The 16,752-nt window shown below is 60.9% G+C and carries 11 protein-coding genes; all 11 read right to left on the bottom strand.

What is annotated here, in order from left to right:
- Nucleotides 1-8 precede the first annotated feature (8 nt).
- The 11 genes from Q5701_RS11075 to Q5701_RS11025 all read right to left on the bottom strand — a co-directional run bounded on the left by Q5701_RS11075 (nucleotide 9) and on the right by Q5701_RS11025 (nucleotide 15,535).
- A complete protein-coding gene (locus tag Q5701_RS11075; RefSeq protein ID WP_306755275.1) occupies nucleotides 9-1,028 on the bottom strand; it encodes an ABC transporter permease in 1,020 nt (339 codons plus the stop codon).
- On the bottom strand, nucleotides 1,025-2,623 hold the full coding sequence (locus Q5701_RS11070) for a sugar ABC transporter ATP-binding protein (RefSeq protein ID WP_306755274.1): 1,599 nt from the start codon (nucleotides 2,621-2,623) through the stop codon (nucleotides 1,025-1,027). The genes Q5701_RS11075 and Q5701_RS11070 overlap by 4 nt, the downstream gene beginning before the upstream one ends.
- Nucleotides 2,624-2,702: 79 nt before the next feature.
- The gene (locus tag Q5701_RS11065) at nucleotides 2,703-3,638 is read right to left on the bottom strand and encodes a substrate-binding domain-containing protein (RefSeq protein WP_205049038.1); all 936 of its coding nucleotides are present in this window, start codon (nucleotides 3,636-3,638) and stop codon (nucleotides 2,703-2,705) included.
- Nucleotides 3,639-3,782: 144 nt separating this feature from the next.
- Entirely contained in the window at nucleotides 3,783-4,766 is a 984-nt protein-coding gene (locus tag Q5701_RS11060) for an ABC transporter permease (protein ID WP_306755273.1), read from the bottom strand.
- Nucleotides 4,767-4,898: 132 nt separating this feature from the next.
- Complete coding sequence (locus Q5701_RS11055; protein ID WP_306755396.1) at nucleotides 4,899-6,827, bottom strand: bifunctional sugar-binding transcriptional regulator/dihydroxyacetone kinase subunit DhaK; 1,929 nt, start codon at nucleotides 6,825-6,827, stop codon at nucleotides 4,899-4,901.
- 125 nt (nucleotides 6,828-6,952) lie between these two features.
- The gene (gene dhaL, locus Q5701_RS11050; RefSeq protein WP_306755272.1) at nucleotides 6,953-7,615 is read right to left on the bottom strand and encodes a dihydroxyacetone kinase subunit DhaL; all 663 of its coding nucleotides are present in this window, start codon (nucleotides 7,613-7,615) and stop codon (nucleotides 6,953-6,955) included.
- A gap of 1 nt (nucleotide 7,616) precedes the next feature.
- Complete coding sequence (gene dhaL / locus Q5701_RS11045; RefSeq protein ID WP_306755271.1) at nucleotides 7,617-9,482, bottom strand: dihydroxyacetone kinase subunit DhaL; 1,866 nt, start codon at nucleotides 9,480-9,482, stop codon at nucleotides 7,617-7,619.
- Between the two features lie 788 nt (nucleotides 9,483-10,270).
- The gene (locus Q5701_RS11040; protein WP_306755270.1) at nucleotides 10,271-12,343 is read right to left on the bottom strand and encodes a S8 family serine peptidase; all 2,073 of its coding nucleotides are present in this window, start codon (nucleotides 12,341-12,343) and stop codon (nucleotides 10,271-10,273) included.
- Nucleotides 12,344-12,420: 77 nt separating this feature from the next.
- Nucleotides 12,421-13,338, bottom strand: a complete 918-nt coding sequence (locus Q5701_RS11035) for a trypsin-like serine peptidase (RefSeq protein ID WP_306755269.1) — start codon at nucleotides 13,336-13,338, stop codon at nucleotides 12,421-12,423.
- Between the two features lie 101 nt (nucleotides 13,339-13,439).
- Nucleotides 13,440-14,282 carry a DUF3616 domain-containing protein gene (locus tag Q5701_RS11030; RefSeq protein WP_306755268.1) on the bottom strand — a complete coding sequence of 281 codons (843 nt, stop codon included), beginning with the start codon at nucleotides 14,280-14,282 and terminating at the stop codon, nucleotides 13,440-13,442.
- A 194-nt stretch (nucleotides 14,283-14,476) separates the two neighbouring features.
- On the bottom strand, nucleotides 14,477-15,535 hold the full coding sequence (locus tag Q5701_RS11025) for a hypothetical protein (RefSeq protein WP_306755267.1): 1,059 nt from the start codon (nucleotides 15,533-15,535) through the stop codon (nucleotides 14,477-14,479).
- Between the last annotated feature and the right edge of the window lie 1,217 nt (nucleotides 15,536-16,752).

Here is a 16,752-nt window from a genome sequence, read left to right as displayed (position 1 = left end):
AGGATGTGTCAGGCGCGCTGGCGCAGCGCGAAGATGGTTCCGGCGATCAGGATGAAGATGCCGACGATCCCCCGCTGCAGGGTGCTGGGGATACCGACGAAGACCAGCACGTTGCTCACCAGCGTGATCAGCAAGACGCCCAGAAGCGTCCCAAGGACGGTGCCCGATCCGCCCGTAATGCGCGCGCCACCAAGGACGACGGCCGCGATGATCTCCAGTTCCATCCCTGCAAGGTCGAACGGATTGGCCAGCCGGTTCGAGGCGACATGGACGATGCCCGCGATTCCCGCCAGCAGCCCGGCCCAGCCAAAGACAAAGAGCCGGATCTGGAACAGGTTGAAGCCCAGCCTTTCGGCGATGCCTGAATTGCCGCCCGATGCGAAGATGGCCCGCCCAAGCAGCGTCCGTTCCAGGATGAACCATGTGGCAAAGGCCACGGCAACCAGCACCAGCACCGTCGCGGGAAGGGCAGACACAACCCTGTTCGCACCTTGCCAACTGAACAGCGAGGCCTTGCCGAATGCCTCCATGGAGGCGGGCAGATTCATGAACAGCGCGGTGCCGACGAAGGTCAGCAGGAACGACCGGATGATGTATTGCGTGCCGATAGTCACGATCAGCGAGGGCGCACGCAGGGCATGGACCAGGAGACCGTTCAGCACCCCAAATGCCGCACCACCTGCCGCCGCAAGCGGCATGATGATCCACAAGGGCATGCCGGGAAGCACATTGTGGACAAACATCGTCAGCGCATACATGACGAAGGCCGCGATGGCGGTGAAGGACACGTCGATGCCCCCCGCAGCCAGCACCACCAGCACGCCCATTGCGAAGATCCCTCGAACAACCGAGGCCCGCAGGATGTCGAACAGGTTGTTCATCGCGAAGAACTCTGGATTTGCAATCGCAACAGCGATTGCGGTCACCACGATCAGCGCCAGCGTGAACAGTTCGGGGCGCTGTCCTATCAGATCCCAGATCCGGCCCGCCGCGCCACGGGCCTCCGGTGCGATCGTTGTCTCGGTCATGGAGTTGCGTCCTTGCCTGTGGCTGGCGCGGCAGCGCCGCCCGCCATGGTCTGGTAGATCTCATCCTCGGATGCGGTGGCGGCGTCATGCATGGCAACGATGGCGCCCTGACGCATGACCAGGATCCTGTCGCAATTCTGCAAAAGCTCGGGCAGGTCGTCCGAGATGATGATGACACCCATCCCCTCGTCGGCAAGCCTTTGTATGATGCGGAAGATCGTGTCTTTCGAGCCAACATCGACGCCGACGGTCGGCCCGTGCAGGATCAGCAGGCGAGGGTTGATCGTCAGCCAGCGGCCGATCAGGACCCGTTGCTGATTGCCGCCCGACAGCGACTGCACGGGCGCTTGGACATTCGGCGCAACGACCTGCAGATCGGCGATCTGTTCGCGCGCAAGGGCCCGCGCACGCCTGCCGCTGATCATGCCGAATGCGTTCCTGAGCCGGTCCAAAACAGGAAGCGTGACGTTGTCCTGGATTGTCTTTTCCAGAAACAGCCCTTCCGTCAGGCGATCTTCGGGGACATAGCCGATCCCCTCGCGGATCGCGTCCGCTGGGGATTTGAGATCGATGATGCGGCCTTCAAGCTGCATGGTGCCCGAATGCGCCGGGGCCACGCCCGACAGGGCCAGCGCCAGTTCATTGCGACCCGAGTCCAACAGGCCAGTGACGCCCAGGATTTCACCCCTGCGCAGCGTCAGGGAAAGGTCATGGAATGACGCGGGTTGCGTCAGGTTCTGGATCTCCAGCATGACATCACCGATCTTCGGCTCAATGCGATAGCGCGCCTCAGAAATCTCGCGCCCGGTCATCAGCTGGCTGATCTCGGATTTCGGGGTCGTCGCGACTTTGCGCTCGGCCACTTTCTGGCCGTCACGCATGATGATGGCATCGCCCCCCAGTGACTTCACTTCATCCAGCTTGTGGGTGACGAACAGGACGGTCACGCCTTGATCCAGAAGGCGGCGTACGACCGCAAGCAGGTTCTCGACCTCTTGCCGAGTCAATGACGTCGTCGGCTCGTCCATGATGACCAGCCGCGCCTCGGCAGCGATGGCACGGGCGATGGCAACCAACTGTCGTGTAGCAAGTGGCAGCGTCTCGGTGCGGCGCGCCAGAAAGGCACGGCTGGTCGGCAAGTGCACCTGTGCCAGCGCCCGGGCGGCCGTGTCATGCAGGGCAGCCCGGCGCAGAGGCCGCGCCAGCCTGCCGCCAGTCTCGACCAACTGTCCAGTCAGCGCGACATTTTCCGCAACAGACAGGTTCGGCAGCAGCGATAAGTCTTGGTAAACCGTCTCGATCCCTGCCTTCAGCGCGCCGATCGCGCCAAGATCCCCCGCCAACGGACCGGTAGGCTCGCCATCGATCAGGATCTGGCCCGAGGTGGCGGGCTGTGCGCCTGAGATGATCTTGATCAGGGTGGACTTGCCGCAGCCGTTCTCGCCCATCAGATGATAGATCTGACCCGCCTGCAGGGTCAGACTGACATCCTTCAGGGCCTGCACGCCGCCAAAGGACTTGCGGACGTTGCGAACCTCCAGAAAGGGCGCAGACATGGGGCGGGTGCCCGCCGCGTCAGGCTGAAACTGCATCATGCGAGTCCTGTGGCTTTGGTGGCGGCAAAGGCAGGCTGTCAAGACTGCCCTTGCCTGGTTGTATCAGGATGGGAGGGCCTCAGAAGGGATAGTTCTTGTAGTCGTCCTTGCCGACATCAACCCAGGCTTCGCCCTGAATGATGATGCCTTTGCCGGGGCCCTGGCTGACTTTGACGTTGGTGTAACCGGGAACTCCGAGGTCCATGCCATCGGTGATTTCCTCTCCGTCGAGGAGCTTTTTCGACACGACGTTCATCACATAGCCCGCATCCTTCGGATCCCAGAAGTAGATCCGGTTGACCGCGCCCGACTCCAGGTAGGGGCCGGTATCCTTGGGCAGGCCAAGGCCGAAGACGCAAACCTTGCCGACAAGGCCGGCTTCCTCGACCGCGCGACCAATGCCGATCACGTCGATAGCCGACGAACCCTGGAAGCCCTTGATGTCGGGATGTGCGCGCAGGATCTCCTTGGCTTTCTCATAGGCCTTGTTGGCGTCGTTGAAGGACTCGTTCTTCGCAGCCACCAGTTCCATTCCCGGATGATTGGCGGCGGCGCTTTCGGCCCCGGCATCAGCCCAGATGTTGTGCGTCAGGCTGCCCAGCGAGCCGACGAAACTGGTCCACTTGCCCTCGCCGCCCATGCATTCGGCGAGACCGTCGTTGATCCTGCGGCCAAAAGCTGCGTTGTCGAATGCCTCGATATCCGCATCGGCGTTGACGATTGAGTCGCCCTCGTGCGCGATGACCTTGATGCCGCGCTGCTGCGCACGGCGCAGCACACCTTCCAGCGCCGAAGGATCCATGGGCACGACCGCGACCGCCGACACGCCCTTTGCCACGAGATCCTCAATGATCCGGGCCTGCTGCGCTGCATCGGCCTGGGCCGGGCCGACCTGAACGGCGGTGACGTCGTCGTGCTCGGCATCAAAGGCCTTCACGCCCTCGTCCATGCGCACGAACCAGCCCTCGCCTGTGATCTTCACCACCGTGGTAATGGACTGATCGTCCTGTGCCATGACTGCAGTTGCAGCCATGGAGCCTGCAAGAACGGCGCTTCCTGCCAGTTTAGCCAAAGTCTTCATCGGGTTCCTCCTCCCGTTTTCAGGGGCGTTGTCACTTGGTGCCGCCCTGCCTGCCCTGCGCGACAGGAGGCACATCCGTCATCGCGTCGGCCTGAGCCAGAGCGACAGGTCGATCCGCGCCGAGGCCAGCAGAGCCAACAACAGCACCCCCCAGGCCAGGTCGCGGAAGAAGTTCGAGATGCCGAGGAAGTTGAACAGGCTCGACAGGATCTGCAGCGCCGTCGCAGCCAGCAGCACGGACAGGACGCGGCCATAACCGCCCTCGGGCTTCACGCCACCCAGCACCGCAATAAGGATAGCAATCAGGACATACGAGCTACCGTAGTCCCACTTAACTGAAGCATTGCGCGAGGCGATCACGATCCCTGCAACTGAAGCAAGAATGCCCGCGATCATATAAGTGGTGACGAGCATCCGACGAGCCGGAATGCCGCCATAGCGCGCTGCCTTCGCGTTCGATCCCAGCAGCGTCAGCTTGACCCCGAAAGGCGTGCAGCGCAGCACATAGCCAACCAGCCCGGCGATCAGCAAAAACAGCGTAAAATTCAATGGCACACCCAGCACAGGCAGGTTGCCGAAATCGTCAAGCGGCTGGATATACCCGAGGCTGACCGAGGATCCGTTCGTCAGCCAGACTGAAACTCCTGTGAACAGCAACTGCGTGCCAAGCGTCGCGATCAACGGCGTTAGTCCGGCAAAAGCGATTATTAAGCCGTTTAGCAGCCCGCCAATGACCCCGACGCAAAGGGCAATGGCCGCGAAGGTCCAGGCAAAGGCCATCGGTGCCTCTGTCGGAACCACGATCTGGCGCGCGATCAGAAAGGCGGTGATTCCCGCAAGATTGGCGAGTGCGATTCCTGACAGATCGATGCCACCATTCCCCGAGATCATCGCCAGCGTTACGCCAAGAGCCAACAGACCAAGCTCCGGCACCTGCGCAGCCATGATCTGCAAATTATAGCTGTCAACGAAGTTCGATCCTGCCAGCAAGGCGCCGGCGACAAGCACGATCACGTTGATCAAGGCCAGACACACCGCCTGGCGATCAGCAATATGCGGCATGTCTCTCTCCCTCAATCGGTTTCGGGGACGCTGTTTCCACCACCGCTATTCCTTTTGTATTTCGACATTTATGAGTGGCAAAACTCAATAACAGCCCGGATGGATATGGAGCGCGCTTCTTTCCAATGCCCATCATGTCGACTGTCCTGCGATCGTTAGCGCCGGCGCTTGACAGGGATGGTCTAGAAGGGCGGCAAGCTCGTCATCCAGATGGATCATCGATAGCGAGACACCTTCCATGTCCATCGATGTATAGAACGGACCGACCAAGGTGCGGTGTACGCCGATGCCATGCGCCTTGAGGCGTTGGCGGATACGGCGGGTCAGGACATAGAGCTCCATCGCAGGCGTGCCACCAAGCGAGTTCACAAGTACCGCAACACGGTCGCCGGTCGAGGGCGCCATTTCAGCCAAGATACGGTCCAGCAGCAGATCGGCGGCATCGTCCGCACTGGCCATTGGCCTTCGCTCTACGCCGGGTTCTCCGTGCACCCCCACGCCGATCTCCATCTGGTCTGCATCCAGATCGAAACTGGGGCGCTGCGTATCGGGAAGGCGCGCAGGTTCCAGCGCCAGGCCCATCGTATAGGTTCGCTGCGCCGCACGCCGGGTAACGGCTTCGCAGGCGTCCAGCGACGCACCTAAATCAGCCGCCGCGCCGGCGATGCGAAAGACGAACACATTGCCTGCCACACCCCTGCGCGCGCCTCGATTGTCAGGCGGCGAGGATGCGATGTCGTCGTTCGTCACAATCTGGCGCACTAAGATGCCTGCCGCCTCGGCCATCTCACACGCCATGCTGAAGTTCATGACATCGCCGGAAAAGTTGCCGTAGATATAGAGCACTCCTGCACCACCATCGACTGCCCGGCTGGCGGCAAGGATAGGGCCAGGCGGCGGCGCCGCGAAGATATTGCCGACAACGGCGGCATCGGCCAAGCCCTTGCCGACATACCCCCAGAAGCCTGGCTCGTGCCCTGCCCCTCCACCTATCACGATGCCGACCTTGCCGGGACGCAGGCCTGCACGGGACATGACCGCGCGGCTGGTGCCAGGGACCGGAGCGATCAGCGCCTCGTGCGCCACCAGTGCCCCAGCCAAAGATTCGTCCACCAGATCCTTCGCGGCATTCATCAACTTCTTGCCGGTGCTGCGCGGCAGAGTTTTGCCAGCCTCTTGCAAGGGTTCAAAGCGGCGCGGCTGCTCCTGCCAGCCATCTGCTGTTAACACACCGCGCGCGGTCAGGGCATCCGTGACCAGAACATCCACATAGCCTCCGCGCAAGGCGGCAAGGATTGCCGCCACCTTGTCAATCCCACCCGCCACCGCAATCTTTTGCGGGACCGTCAGCAACTGGCCAAGATCAAGACCGATGGTGCAGTTGTCCAGCGGCCCGGCAACCGCTGCCCCGCGCGCAGATATGAAGCGACCCGTCAGGCTGCCTACCGCGTCCTGGTAATGGGCGTGGCGATTGATCCCGTCCAAGAAACCAGATGTGTGGATCGTGCTTTCCGGTCGCATAGACGAAATGCCCATGAGGATGCGATTCGCCTCGCGCAGCACCTCGAACTGTTCAGACAGAACCGGCTCGGCCAGCAGCAGGTCGCGTATTTCGGGGGACGACACGATTGCCGGGACTGAAAGGGGAATCCATCGCGCGCCGAGCGCAGATGCCAATCGCGAGGCGCAGGCTTCAGGTGTCCAAGGGATCCGAGCCGTCGTTGATCCGGTCGCCTGCACGACGCGAATGTCGGCAAGTCCGCGATGATCAAACGCTTCAGCCGCCGCAAGGACAGTGCGCCCCCATGTCACCGCCAGGGTGTCGCCCGACCGGACCAGCCGCTTCAACACCTGCGCCGCTGCCCGGCCCAGCCGGTCGGTCAGCGATCCGCCCTCCCCCTCGGACGGAATCACCAGACAATCCTGCAGCGCGAACTGATTCTTCAGCGCGCGCGCGATCGAAACCGACCGAAAGCGCTCGGGCTGTATCTGGATGTTGACGATCCCGCGGCTGCGTGCCTCGGCCAGCCAAGCGTTCACTGACGCACGCGAAAGGCCCATCTTTTTGGCGACCTCGCCCTGGGTCAGCCCTTCTTCGTAGTACAGCCAGGTCGCCCACAACAGAGCGTCATCACCGAACGGCATCGGCATTTCCGCGAGAACACCAGCTTCTCCCCTTGCAGCCATCAGCCGGCCCCCTGCCTCAGATGCAGAGCAAGTCCGTCACGCAACGCGGCAATGATGATAACAGCAGATGCGGCGCCCGGATCCACATGACCCAGGCTACGCTGGCCCAGCCGGGAGGCACGGCCAACGGTAGCAATCATGGCGCGGGTGGCCTCACGCCCCTCTTCCGCGGCCTTCAGAGCGACATCGAGTACGGTCAGAGGGGCAGAGCCCGCCGCTTGTGCATCAACCACGGCACGCGCAGCGGGAGCCCATACGTCCAGCATGGTCTTGTCGCCCGCGCTTGCCTTACCCCGCGCCGCAATACCCCTTGCGAAAGCAGGGATTAGATCGGGTATTTCAGCCATGTGCAGGCTCTGCATGCCATGATATCTTTGGCCCGCGGACAGTAAGGCGCTTGCGTAAAGAGGCCCGGTGGTTGCCCCGACGGCCTCCAGAAAGCTTTCGGCGGCAATGTCAAACAGGTCATCCACCCCCGCACCCTGAGAGGAAGCCTGGGCTGACGCACGGACCACTGCGGCAAACCCCTCGGCCATGGAATTGCCGTGGTCGGCATCCCCAATCGCGCCATCCAGTTGGCCGAGCATCTGTCGCGCCTCGTCGAGCCGCAACGAGATCAGGCGGAACAAAGCTATCAACTGCTGGGCGTCCAGGCCGTCCATGTCAGGCCAGTCGCTTCCGGAACGATGCGGCGAGCGTTGTCAGGATCAGACAGCAAGAGGTCGCGCCTGCGTCGGGCACCCCGCGCGAGCGTTCGCCTAGCCGGCTTGCACGACCAACCTTGGCCACCAGATCAACGGTGCTGTCGCGGCCCTTGACGGCCGCGTTGCTCATTTCCCCCAACGCCGCGGCAAAGCCAGTATCACGCGCGGCATCGAAGGCCTCGACCGCCGGGACAAGGCAGTCGATCAGGGTCTTGTCACCGACCTTGGCCGACCCGGTGCGCCGTACACCTGCCAGTGCCGCGTTCATCAATGCCGAGAAACCCGCCGCATCAATAGCGGGACGGCCCGCAACCTCTTGCGCCATACCTGCGAACATGAAGCCATAAAGCGGCCCCATCGAGCCTCCAATCTCACCCATTAGGACATCAGAAAGGATCCGCAATGCTTGATCCAGTGAAAGGTCTGTTTCCGCGATCCTCTGGGTGGTGCGTCCAAAGCCCTTGGCCATGTTGATGCCATGATCGCCATCTCCGATCAGCCCGTCGATTTCCGACAGATGCGCCTTGTTCGCAACGATCACTTCGGCCAGTTCCCGCACGATCGCGCCGGTCCCAGCAACGCAAACGGATGGCCCGGCGATCGCGATGTTCTTCGTCGCGATGCTTTCCTGCCCGTGGTCTGTATTTGCATGGCGGCTGTGCGCTGCGCCCGCATTCGCTTGGGGCGCCACATGGCCGGTTGTTATCCCCGGCGCCTCGGCGGGGTGGTCGAGAAGCGCCTTGAGTTCGGCATCCAGCACCATCACGGTCAGCGTTGCGCCAACCATTTCCAGCGAAGTGAAAAAGTTGCCGACGAATGCCTTGTGGACATGAACCCCTTTGGCATCAAGCTGGCTTTCGATTCGGTCATAAAGGACATAAAGCTCGTTCACCGGCGTTGCACCGAGGCCGGAGAGCAAGACAGCCACTTCGCCCCCCGGTGGCAGGTCGTGATCATCCAGCACGATCTGCAGCATGTCGTCGGCGACGTCGTTGGCGGTCTTCAGCGGCTCCACACGTACGCCCGGTTCACCATGGTGGCCGATCCCGACCTCCATCATGCCCGCCTCAATCGCGAAATTGGCATGGCCGACCGCAGGAAGCGTGCAGGGCGCAAGCCCCACCCCAACTGAGCGGCAAGCATCGACCGCCTTTTGCGCCGCCGCCACGACTTCGGACAGTGACCCACCCTGCGCGGCCCTTGCCCCGCCGATCTTCCACATGAATATCTCACCCGCGACGCCGCGACGCTTTTCGCGTTCGGACGCGGGGGCCGAGCAGACATCGTCGTTGGCCACGATCGTGGCGACCTCGATCCCGTCGGGCGCCACCATTTCTTTCGCCATGCGGACATTCATGTTGTCGCCGGCATAATTACCGTACAGCACCGCAACGCCCACGCCACCGTCGGCCGCGCGGATTGCATCGGCAAAGCTCTTTGCTGTCGGAGAGGAGAAAAGCTCGCCCACCGCGACGGCATCGACCAAGTTATGGCCTGTATAGCCAATGAAAGCTGGCTCGTGACCCGAACCACCGCCTGTCACAATCCCTACCCGTCCCGGCTGTGGTGCCGCCGTCGAAATGACGACGCGCGGGTTATCGGGAGACAGGCGTACCAAGTTGCGATGTGCACGGACGAACCCTGCAACTGTCTCGTCGACAACGTCATCCGGATTGTTGATGAACCTTTGCATGCTCCTGCCTCTCCTTGCGTGGAACGAATGACGATCTGAGGCCCGCCAGACCAAAGGCAGGCGGCAACTACGACGGTCGTCAGGCACTCCCCTTTTTGCGAGTTGCTCCTCCAGCATTGCTCGCAAGCGCATCAATCCTTCTAGTTTACACAGTTGTCAACTTGTATCTGAATATTGTCGATAATGGGAGACTGCTTGGCATTAAGGGGCTACATCTCGTTTCTTCCGGAGCGCTTTGCCCTTCGGCCCGCCTGAACCAAGCTGCCTGGAAATCTGCTCCAGTTACCTAGGCCGTAACCGGGGCAGATTGCGGGGCGGGGTGAGTTTACGCCGGTTGCGCGCCCACTAGATCGGGCAGCGGGGGGACGCGCTCGGCGGTCCCGTTGATTCCGAGCCGATCGCCGAGATAGGCGACGTCCGAAGCTCCATTGGATGTGGCTTGCCCATCAGACCCCCCATACCTGCCTCAGCAGAAGGGAAGCACATCATAGGCAAGCTGGGAATCCTGAATCTCGATGCCCGCGACACGCTCTAGAATAAGCGCGGTCGCATGCCGTGGAATACGCATTCGGGGGCAGGTCAACGCTGTTGATGGGCACGATGGACACAGCCAGCACCAGCGAGGTAGCATCCGACGAGGCGCTACGCTGGTTGAGGGCTCCGCTCCTCGTCGGAAACTCCCCCGCGCCCACCAACGCGCCTAAGGCCAACGCGGTTTCTATGGTGCTTGACAGTAGGTGCTCGCCAATATTCCAGGTGAGGCGACAACAACCGCTTCGGGAATATATCCTCATGCGGTGATACGAAGGACAAGGTGGTTGACGCGCTACAGGACGCCAACAAATGGATACTTGCTCTGACGCTACCTCCTTTGCTGAATAACCGGGCGGACAGTTCATCAACCAACGCTGACTGGCCGATCATCGACGCGAAATATGTGTTCCGAAGATCACCTCCTTAATGTCCGCAATTGGCACCCTTCGTTCCTGACCGTCGATTTCGACAATTAGGTCGAACGCATCCGTAGATTGCTGACAGGTGTGTCGGATCAACTCTTCTGCGATCTCAGTCCAGTACTCGAGCTTTTGCGCGGGCGCTAGACCGACGTTTGGGATGATTTTGAGGATCCGACTCTCGGGGCTTGCCTGCTGAACGCAGGCGCCGAGTAGCTCATTAGGATCGTTGACGGTGCCGAACAGCAACGGGTTGCCCGTCAATGGAAGAAGCGAACTGCCGCCGGTGAGTTCCACCACATCATGGAACACGCTGATCGCCTTGACGATGTTCAACCGCCCCGACGAATAGGCATCGTCTTTGAGCGCAGCATCAAAATCTGTCCCTGCCAGCAGCCGTAGCTTAATGTCGCTGGGCTGGTTCACCCCGAGCGCATGGACAAGGCCGGCGGCGAACGAGACGATCGCCGTGGCCGGCGACGTTCCGTTTTCGAGGACGCTCTCTCCAAGGTGGGTCCTTGTCTTGACGGCACAACCCGGGGCGAGAAGGTCCACATGCGTGCTCGAGAAATTTGAGAAACTTGCGCGAGCACCCGACAAGTCGTGTGCTGCGACGGTGAGTAGATTCTCCTCGCCGCGGTTCCCGCCCAGACGCGCGGGGTACAGCTCGAATGAACGCAGGTCATTGCCCTCGCCCGTCCTTTCGTTCCCTGCGGCCACGACGAAAAGCATGTCCTTAGACGACCGCACCTGAAGCTCCAGGCCGGCAATGCGCCGTTTGGTGGAGAGGCTCAGGTTGACGATCTTTGTGTCCAACCCTTCCAGGTACGTGATGGCATTGGGCAGCAGCGCGGAATCGGCTGTCCCCTCGGGGTTGAAAGGGGCGCCGTCGGCGAAGCTCACGACCTTGAGGCGGACGAGCGGCGGATCGAATGTACCCGTCCAAGTCGGGGCGAGGTCCATTCCACCGAGCGCCAAGGCCCCCATTTTCGTTCCGTGTGCCGCGCCCGGTGCATTGGGCAGGAACGGCTCGACCCGGCCGTGCTCCGTCGGGCTGTAGTAGTTTCGGCCATAGACATCGTCGACCAAGTTATCCCTGTCGTTGTCGTCATCCTCGCCAGTTGTGCCATGCAACTCGTCAAGGTTTGGCAAAAAGAACTTCGGGTCGAAGAAGTCGTCGCCAATAACTGCCAGTCCGCTGTCGATCAGGCCCACGGTGGATGGCACGAGATCCTGACCTGCACTCGCCGCGAAGAATGCCGCGCGCGCTTGCCGTTCCGCTTCGAAGCGGTTACGCAACGCGGCCTCGTCCGCAATCCGAGCGACCTGACCGGGATCGCCGTTGCACGCGACCGAGGTGTCGACGTCCGCGAACACCACGGGATCGACGTAGCGCAGTCTGAAACTCTCCCGCTGCTGATCGCGCTCGACTGGAGCAATCGACATTGAGATCTGCTCGCGAACTGAAGTGTCTGACACTGAGGCCAGAACCTGGGAGAGGCCGGTTCCGCCAGGAGCTATCGGTACGAACACGCGCTCTTCTGACCCAAAAGGTATGAGGAGCTGGTCGCCCACCTGCAAGGACTCGGCGAAAGAATCAAACGTTGGGTAGTCGTCGCTGCGGTTAAGCTCGTAGAAGCTTTCGGTCGTGCGTTTGCCGAAAACTCCGTACTCGCGCTTGAGAATGCCGCTTGGCGTATCACCAGCTAGAACGGTAACTGATACTTGCTCATCTACCTTCAGGCAGAATGGAACGGCGACTGCTTGACCGGGCAAGAATGTGTAGCCTGCATCTTGGACAGCGTTATAATTCATTGCGCGGCTGATTAAATAGTCGTTGGTCGTCGGCGGTTGCGATCCGCAAACATCGATCACAATCGACTCGAGAGTCTCTCCCCGTTCGTCGACGATCTTCCAGATCGGCTCACCCAACCGGGCGAAGTCAATGCGCGCCGGTTCTGGCAGTTCGGCGACACCGCGCAAGGTGAAGCCCTCCGCGATCTCCCCGCTCTCGAATACAACCTGAGGCGACGCCGTCATGGGTAGAAGGATCGCCACGAGGAGCGATGCGAGATTTAGAGTAACTCGATCTCTTGCTGTCTTTAGCATGTGTTCAGTCAGAAATGTGACGACACGCTGGCGATCGACTTCATCAGGACGCCTCGATTGGCCCCGCCACCTGACGGTGAACAGCCTCCGTTCGTATGCACGGCGACGACATCGCCATCGGCGTCCCGAACACCTGACCCAGAAGATCCTCCATGTGTGTCTATGTTGTCATAGAAGATGCTGCTGCCGACTGTCTCTCGCGCTGAGCCAGCCTCAATCTTCTTTGGGTCCCCTTGTGGATGCTGGATTAAGGCGAGCAATTCGGTAGCGGACACGTCACGGACGTCGGTCTTTCCCACCGGGTGGTTCAACTCTGACGGAAGACGGCCCTCGTTGTCTTCGCCGATCTCGACAATTGCGTAGTCGAGACCCCCGAGTCGATACTCTTTCAGCGCAACCACGGGAAAGACGTCTGGATCGCGCATAGCGCCGTCTTGGACTGAAAGCTGATAACCGAAGTTTGCGACAAACAGCATCGCGAGCACCTCAGGCTCAGCAAACTCCGGTAGGCCGTTGGAGCTGAACCGAAACGGTGTTACCCAACCAACTTCGCCTTGGCCGATGTCGAAGCAGTGTCCAGCGGTCAGTAGGGTCGTTGGATTAACCAACGTCGCTGTGCACCAACGCTCCCCTGCGACGTTTCCCGGTGCGTGATCCGGCAACTTGGCCGCGATCTCTGGCTCGGTTAGCCACTGAAGCTGGACAGTCGTCTTCTCGTGCTGCGCCACATAGTTCTCGGCTATACCAAGCGAGCCGTCGTAGAATTCGACATGCTGCAGATCGTCAACCAGACCGCACTGAGACTCCAGGGAGAGACCGTCGGGGAAAGGAAGCGCGGGTCTCGAATTGAATTCCGGAGTTTCGGCGCATGCAGGCCCGACCGCGAGCGCCACGAGAAACCAGACAGAGTGTTGCTTGTTCGACATGGGAACCTCCCGTTTCATTTTCTCGATGAGGCCGGGCCAGTTAGGTAGTCCGAACCCGGACACAATCCACTTGAACGGTGACACTGCATGATCCACTCCAATCAATCGATTTCGACCTGGATCCCGCGGAAGCTTGGTGGGGATGGGCACACGTCGCCATCGTCGCTAAGGACCAGCATCTGTGTTCCGTCTTGTGACGGGATCATCGCCTCGGGCGTGAAGTCGCTAAGGCCGGCAATAGCAATAGAAAAGCCGGGAATCTCAACTGGATCGGCGTTGGCGACTCCGCTCCAGCGGTAAAGCGCGAAAGGCGCGGCACCGCCGCCTGGGCCGGCTACAATGATATAGGTCCCGAGCGCAGGGACGACTTCCATGCTTCGAATTCCGCGTCCGTCGAGGTCCAACTTTGCGAAAAGCTCAAATTGGGGTGCTCCGCCGGCTAACGCCTCCGTCGGATTGGCGAAAGAGATGACGATGGCCTCACCGGCAGGGGTCTGCGGGGAACGCAGGCCGATAAAAATACTGTCGCCGTCAATCGTCGCGCTGAGGCCTTCGATGTTAAAGCCTCCATTGTCCGGCGCAAGACTCACGTCCTCTTCGACGTCGAGGCGGATTGTGTCACTCAGAGTTGTGTCCAACTCGGACAGGCTCTCTGCTAGACTGTGCAAGGAAACCGGCGGATCAAGAGTGATAGTCGGCACTGTCCCCGCAGCGATGCCAATCGAAAAGAACTGCCGGCGATCCTTGCGGCGCTCGCCATCTCCGTTGCGACTGTGTGAGCCGATCAAGTAAATCTTGCCATCGAGCCATGTCGCGCCTTCAAAGTCAGCTTCGCGCTGGGGCGTAGGCTGGATCGAGGCGTCTAGGTCGAATGTGGCGACCGGGGCCCCACCCTCAAGGGTGCGATAGATGCGCAGTATGTTGTCTTCGTCGTCCGCTACCAAGAATGAGTCTGCGAGGACCGATCCGGGTAGAGCTACGGCCCCTGAAGGTTCACAGATGCCGGTGTAGATGACCGTCCCGGCCGATTGCCCAGGGTGGGCGAAGATGACCGTGCATAACGCAATTGCTAAGAGTCGTGTTGAATGCATTATAAATTCCCCTTCATACGGCTGCCGCCCTGCAGATCGCGACTGAGCTAGCCTAATCGAGCGCTAATCCGCCTTCGCCGAAGTTGATACCGGCGAAGCAATTCTCTTCCATCAAGATCCCCACGCGGTGCTTGAGGCTGTCTAACCGGGGCGCGTAATGGCCTGTCGTGTCGCCCCGACTGTGCGTCGAGCTGTTCGGAAAAGGTCGGCTTCGCAAGGGCGGCCAGAACCAGGCTCGCCTTCCCCCGGCCATGGTGGAAGATGTCGGAAACCCAGATCGCCAGCTCTGGCCGCTTGCCGATGAAGCCGAACATCTGCGCACTCGCCTTGATCTTTCGTTTCGTGATACTGACGGAAACGCGCACCGTCGCATCTCGCATGGCTTCGTCGTCAAGCGCCCAGCCCGCGAACTTCGCCGCAGTCAGCACCTCTCGTTCCTCGACCCGAACTGATGTCGGGTTCAGGTGCGCCATGAAGTCCGGCAGCTGCATTTCGGTACGGCCGTTGCTGACTTGAACGAGTTCTTCACGTTCAAACGGGACCGTCCCTGAACTTGTCTTGCGGGCGACCTTTCCGTCCACGAGCGTCAGGTCGGGAAAGTGACGGTGCACAGAGGGTAGTTGCACCAGTTCGCGCATCAGCAGGATCAGGTTGTCTCCCAGCTGGTGGAAGCCCCCGGCAAAATGCGCACAGTCCCAGGCATTGATCGAGATGTAGCGCCCGTTGCTCCCTGCCATGACCATGGGCCAGATAAAATGCGCCCATAGCCTCATTTCCGCCTCGCTCTCGTTACGATCGTATTCGAGCAGCGTGCCTGACCGAGACAGCCCGCGACTGAAGCCGAACTTCAACACTTTGCCCGCGAACAACGTCTCGCCTGTGTCCTCGTCAAAGACCAAGTATTCGGTTCCCCCCGCCTGCGGCTCTCCGCTGGGGGCCACCCGGAAACGCACCGGACCATCCGCGGCTTCAGCCCCCGCAGCCACGTCCATTGGCTTGCTTGGCAGGGGTTCGCTGTCGGCCTCGATCTCGCTGATCGGTAAGCCGCGCAGCGCTTCGCCGAATGGCGCTTCCAGAAAGCCTTCGTCCAGATACAGGTCAGGCATGCTTTCTCCCTCTGAGTGCCTTCCATCTGACGCGACTTGAGACGCCTAGGCCAGAACAGTGCCCACTTCGCGCACGCCCAGCCCAAGGATCGGCCCGCCGACAGACTTCATTCGTTCCGGCATCTGCACGGAGCAGACGGAACCCCGATGCTGCCAGTATCTCCGTCCAGAGTTCGCTACCCCCCGACCACTTGCGGCCCCGCCATAATGGTGCCCACGCCCGCCCTTACCGCACCGCTAAAGGCCGTGGACCACATCCTGACACCGACTCCAATATTATCGACCTTGTCGTTCGAGGATTGGGCGAAACAATACCGGTTGTCGATCGCTCCACTGAACCCCCAGCAAGGGTGAAGCGGGCCACATTCCGCTCGTCGGCGACATAGCTGTAGTCTGGTGATTTTCTATCGTCTGCGGGCTACTTGATATTATCGAAGCTATCGGCGGCAGCCTCGGTCGAAAAATGTCGGGGTCTTCGGGCCCGGGCTCGTTGTTGAGGTCCGGAAGCGTTGCGGCCGCCTGGAGCTCGCGTACTACCCTCGAGCGAGAGTCGTCAGTATTCTTGCCCATAGGAAAAGTTCCATGCAAGGTCTACGATTGTAAAGGTAACACAAATTGCGTCCAAGATCAAAAGCCGAAAGGCGGCACCAGTTTGAATACGCTGTTCCAAGACGGCTTGAAACACTTGCCTCAGGACCCGACTTGCGAGGGCGGCGGCGCAAGGTGAGGCGGCACTTCTTTCCTGAATGCCCACGTCGGCTTCGACTTCTCAGGGGCCCTCTTGGGTCCTTTCCGCCCACCTCAGTATGCGGTGGGCGTTGTCCCGCACATTCGCCAGCTGCAGGTAAAAGATTGGGGTTTCCACTTGGAAACCTCGGTTTCCACTCCGCAGGTTTCCACCCGGGATAGCGCTTTCCAGGCCGGTTTCCGGCCCCACCCTCTGCGCCATCACCCTGTCCCCCATTACCAGCAGCCGGTGCGCGTCAGCATGAATGGAGCCTCGTAAGATGACCCGCGGCTCCAATCCCCTGCCCGCTGGCCGAATGACCGCAACCGAACGCCGCCAGGAGCTCTGCGCTCTCCTCGGGCTGGGCCTGGTCAGGCTCAGGGTGCGCAACAGCGACTTTACGGAGACAGTTCGCTTCCGTGGAGATCGCATGGCTACACATCCGGTCCAGACAGAGCGGTAGTGCTGGACGATGGAAGCAGAGAAGATG

Origin of the sequence: Paracoccus actinidiae, from assembly GCF_030863885.1 — a bacterium.
Classification (GTDB): Bacteria; Pseudomonadota; Alphaproteobacteria; order Rhodobacterales; family Rhodobacteraceae; genus Paracoccus; species Paracoccus everestensis.
This window is presented reverse-complemented; position numbering and strand designations above follow the sequence as displayed.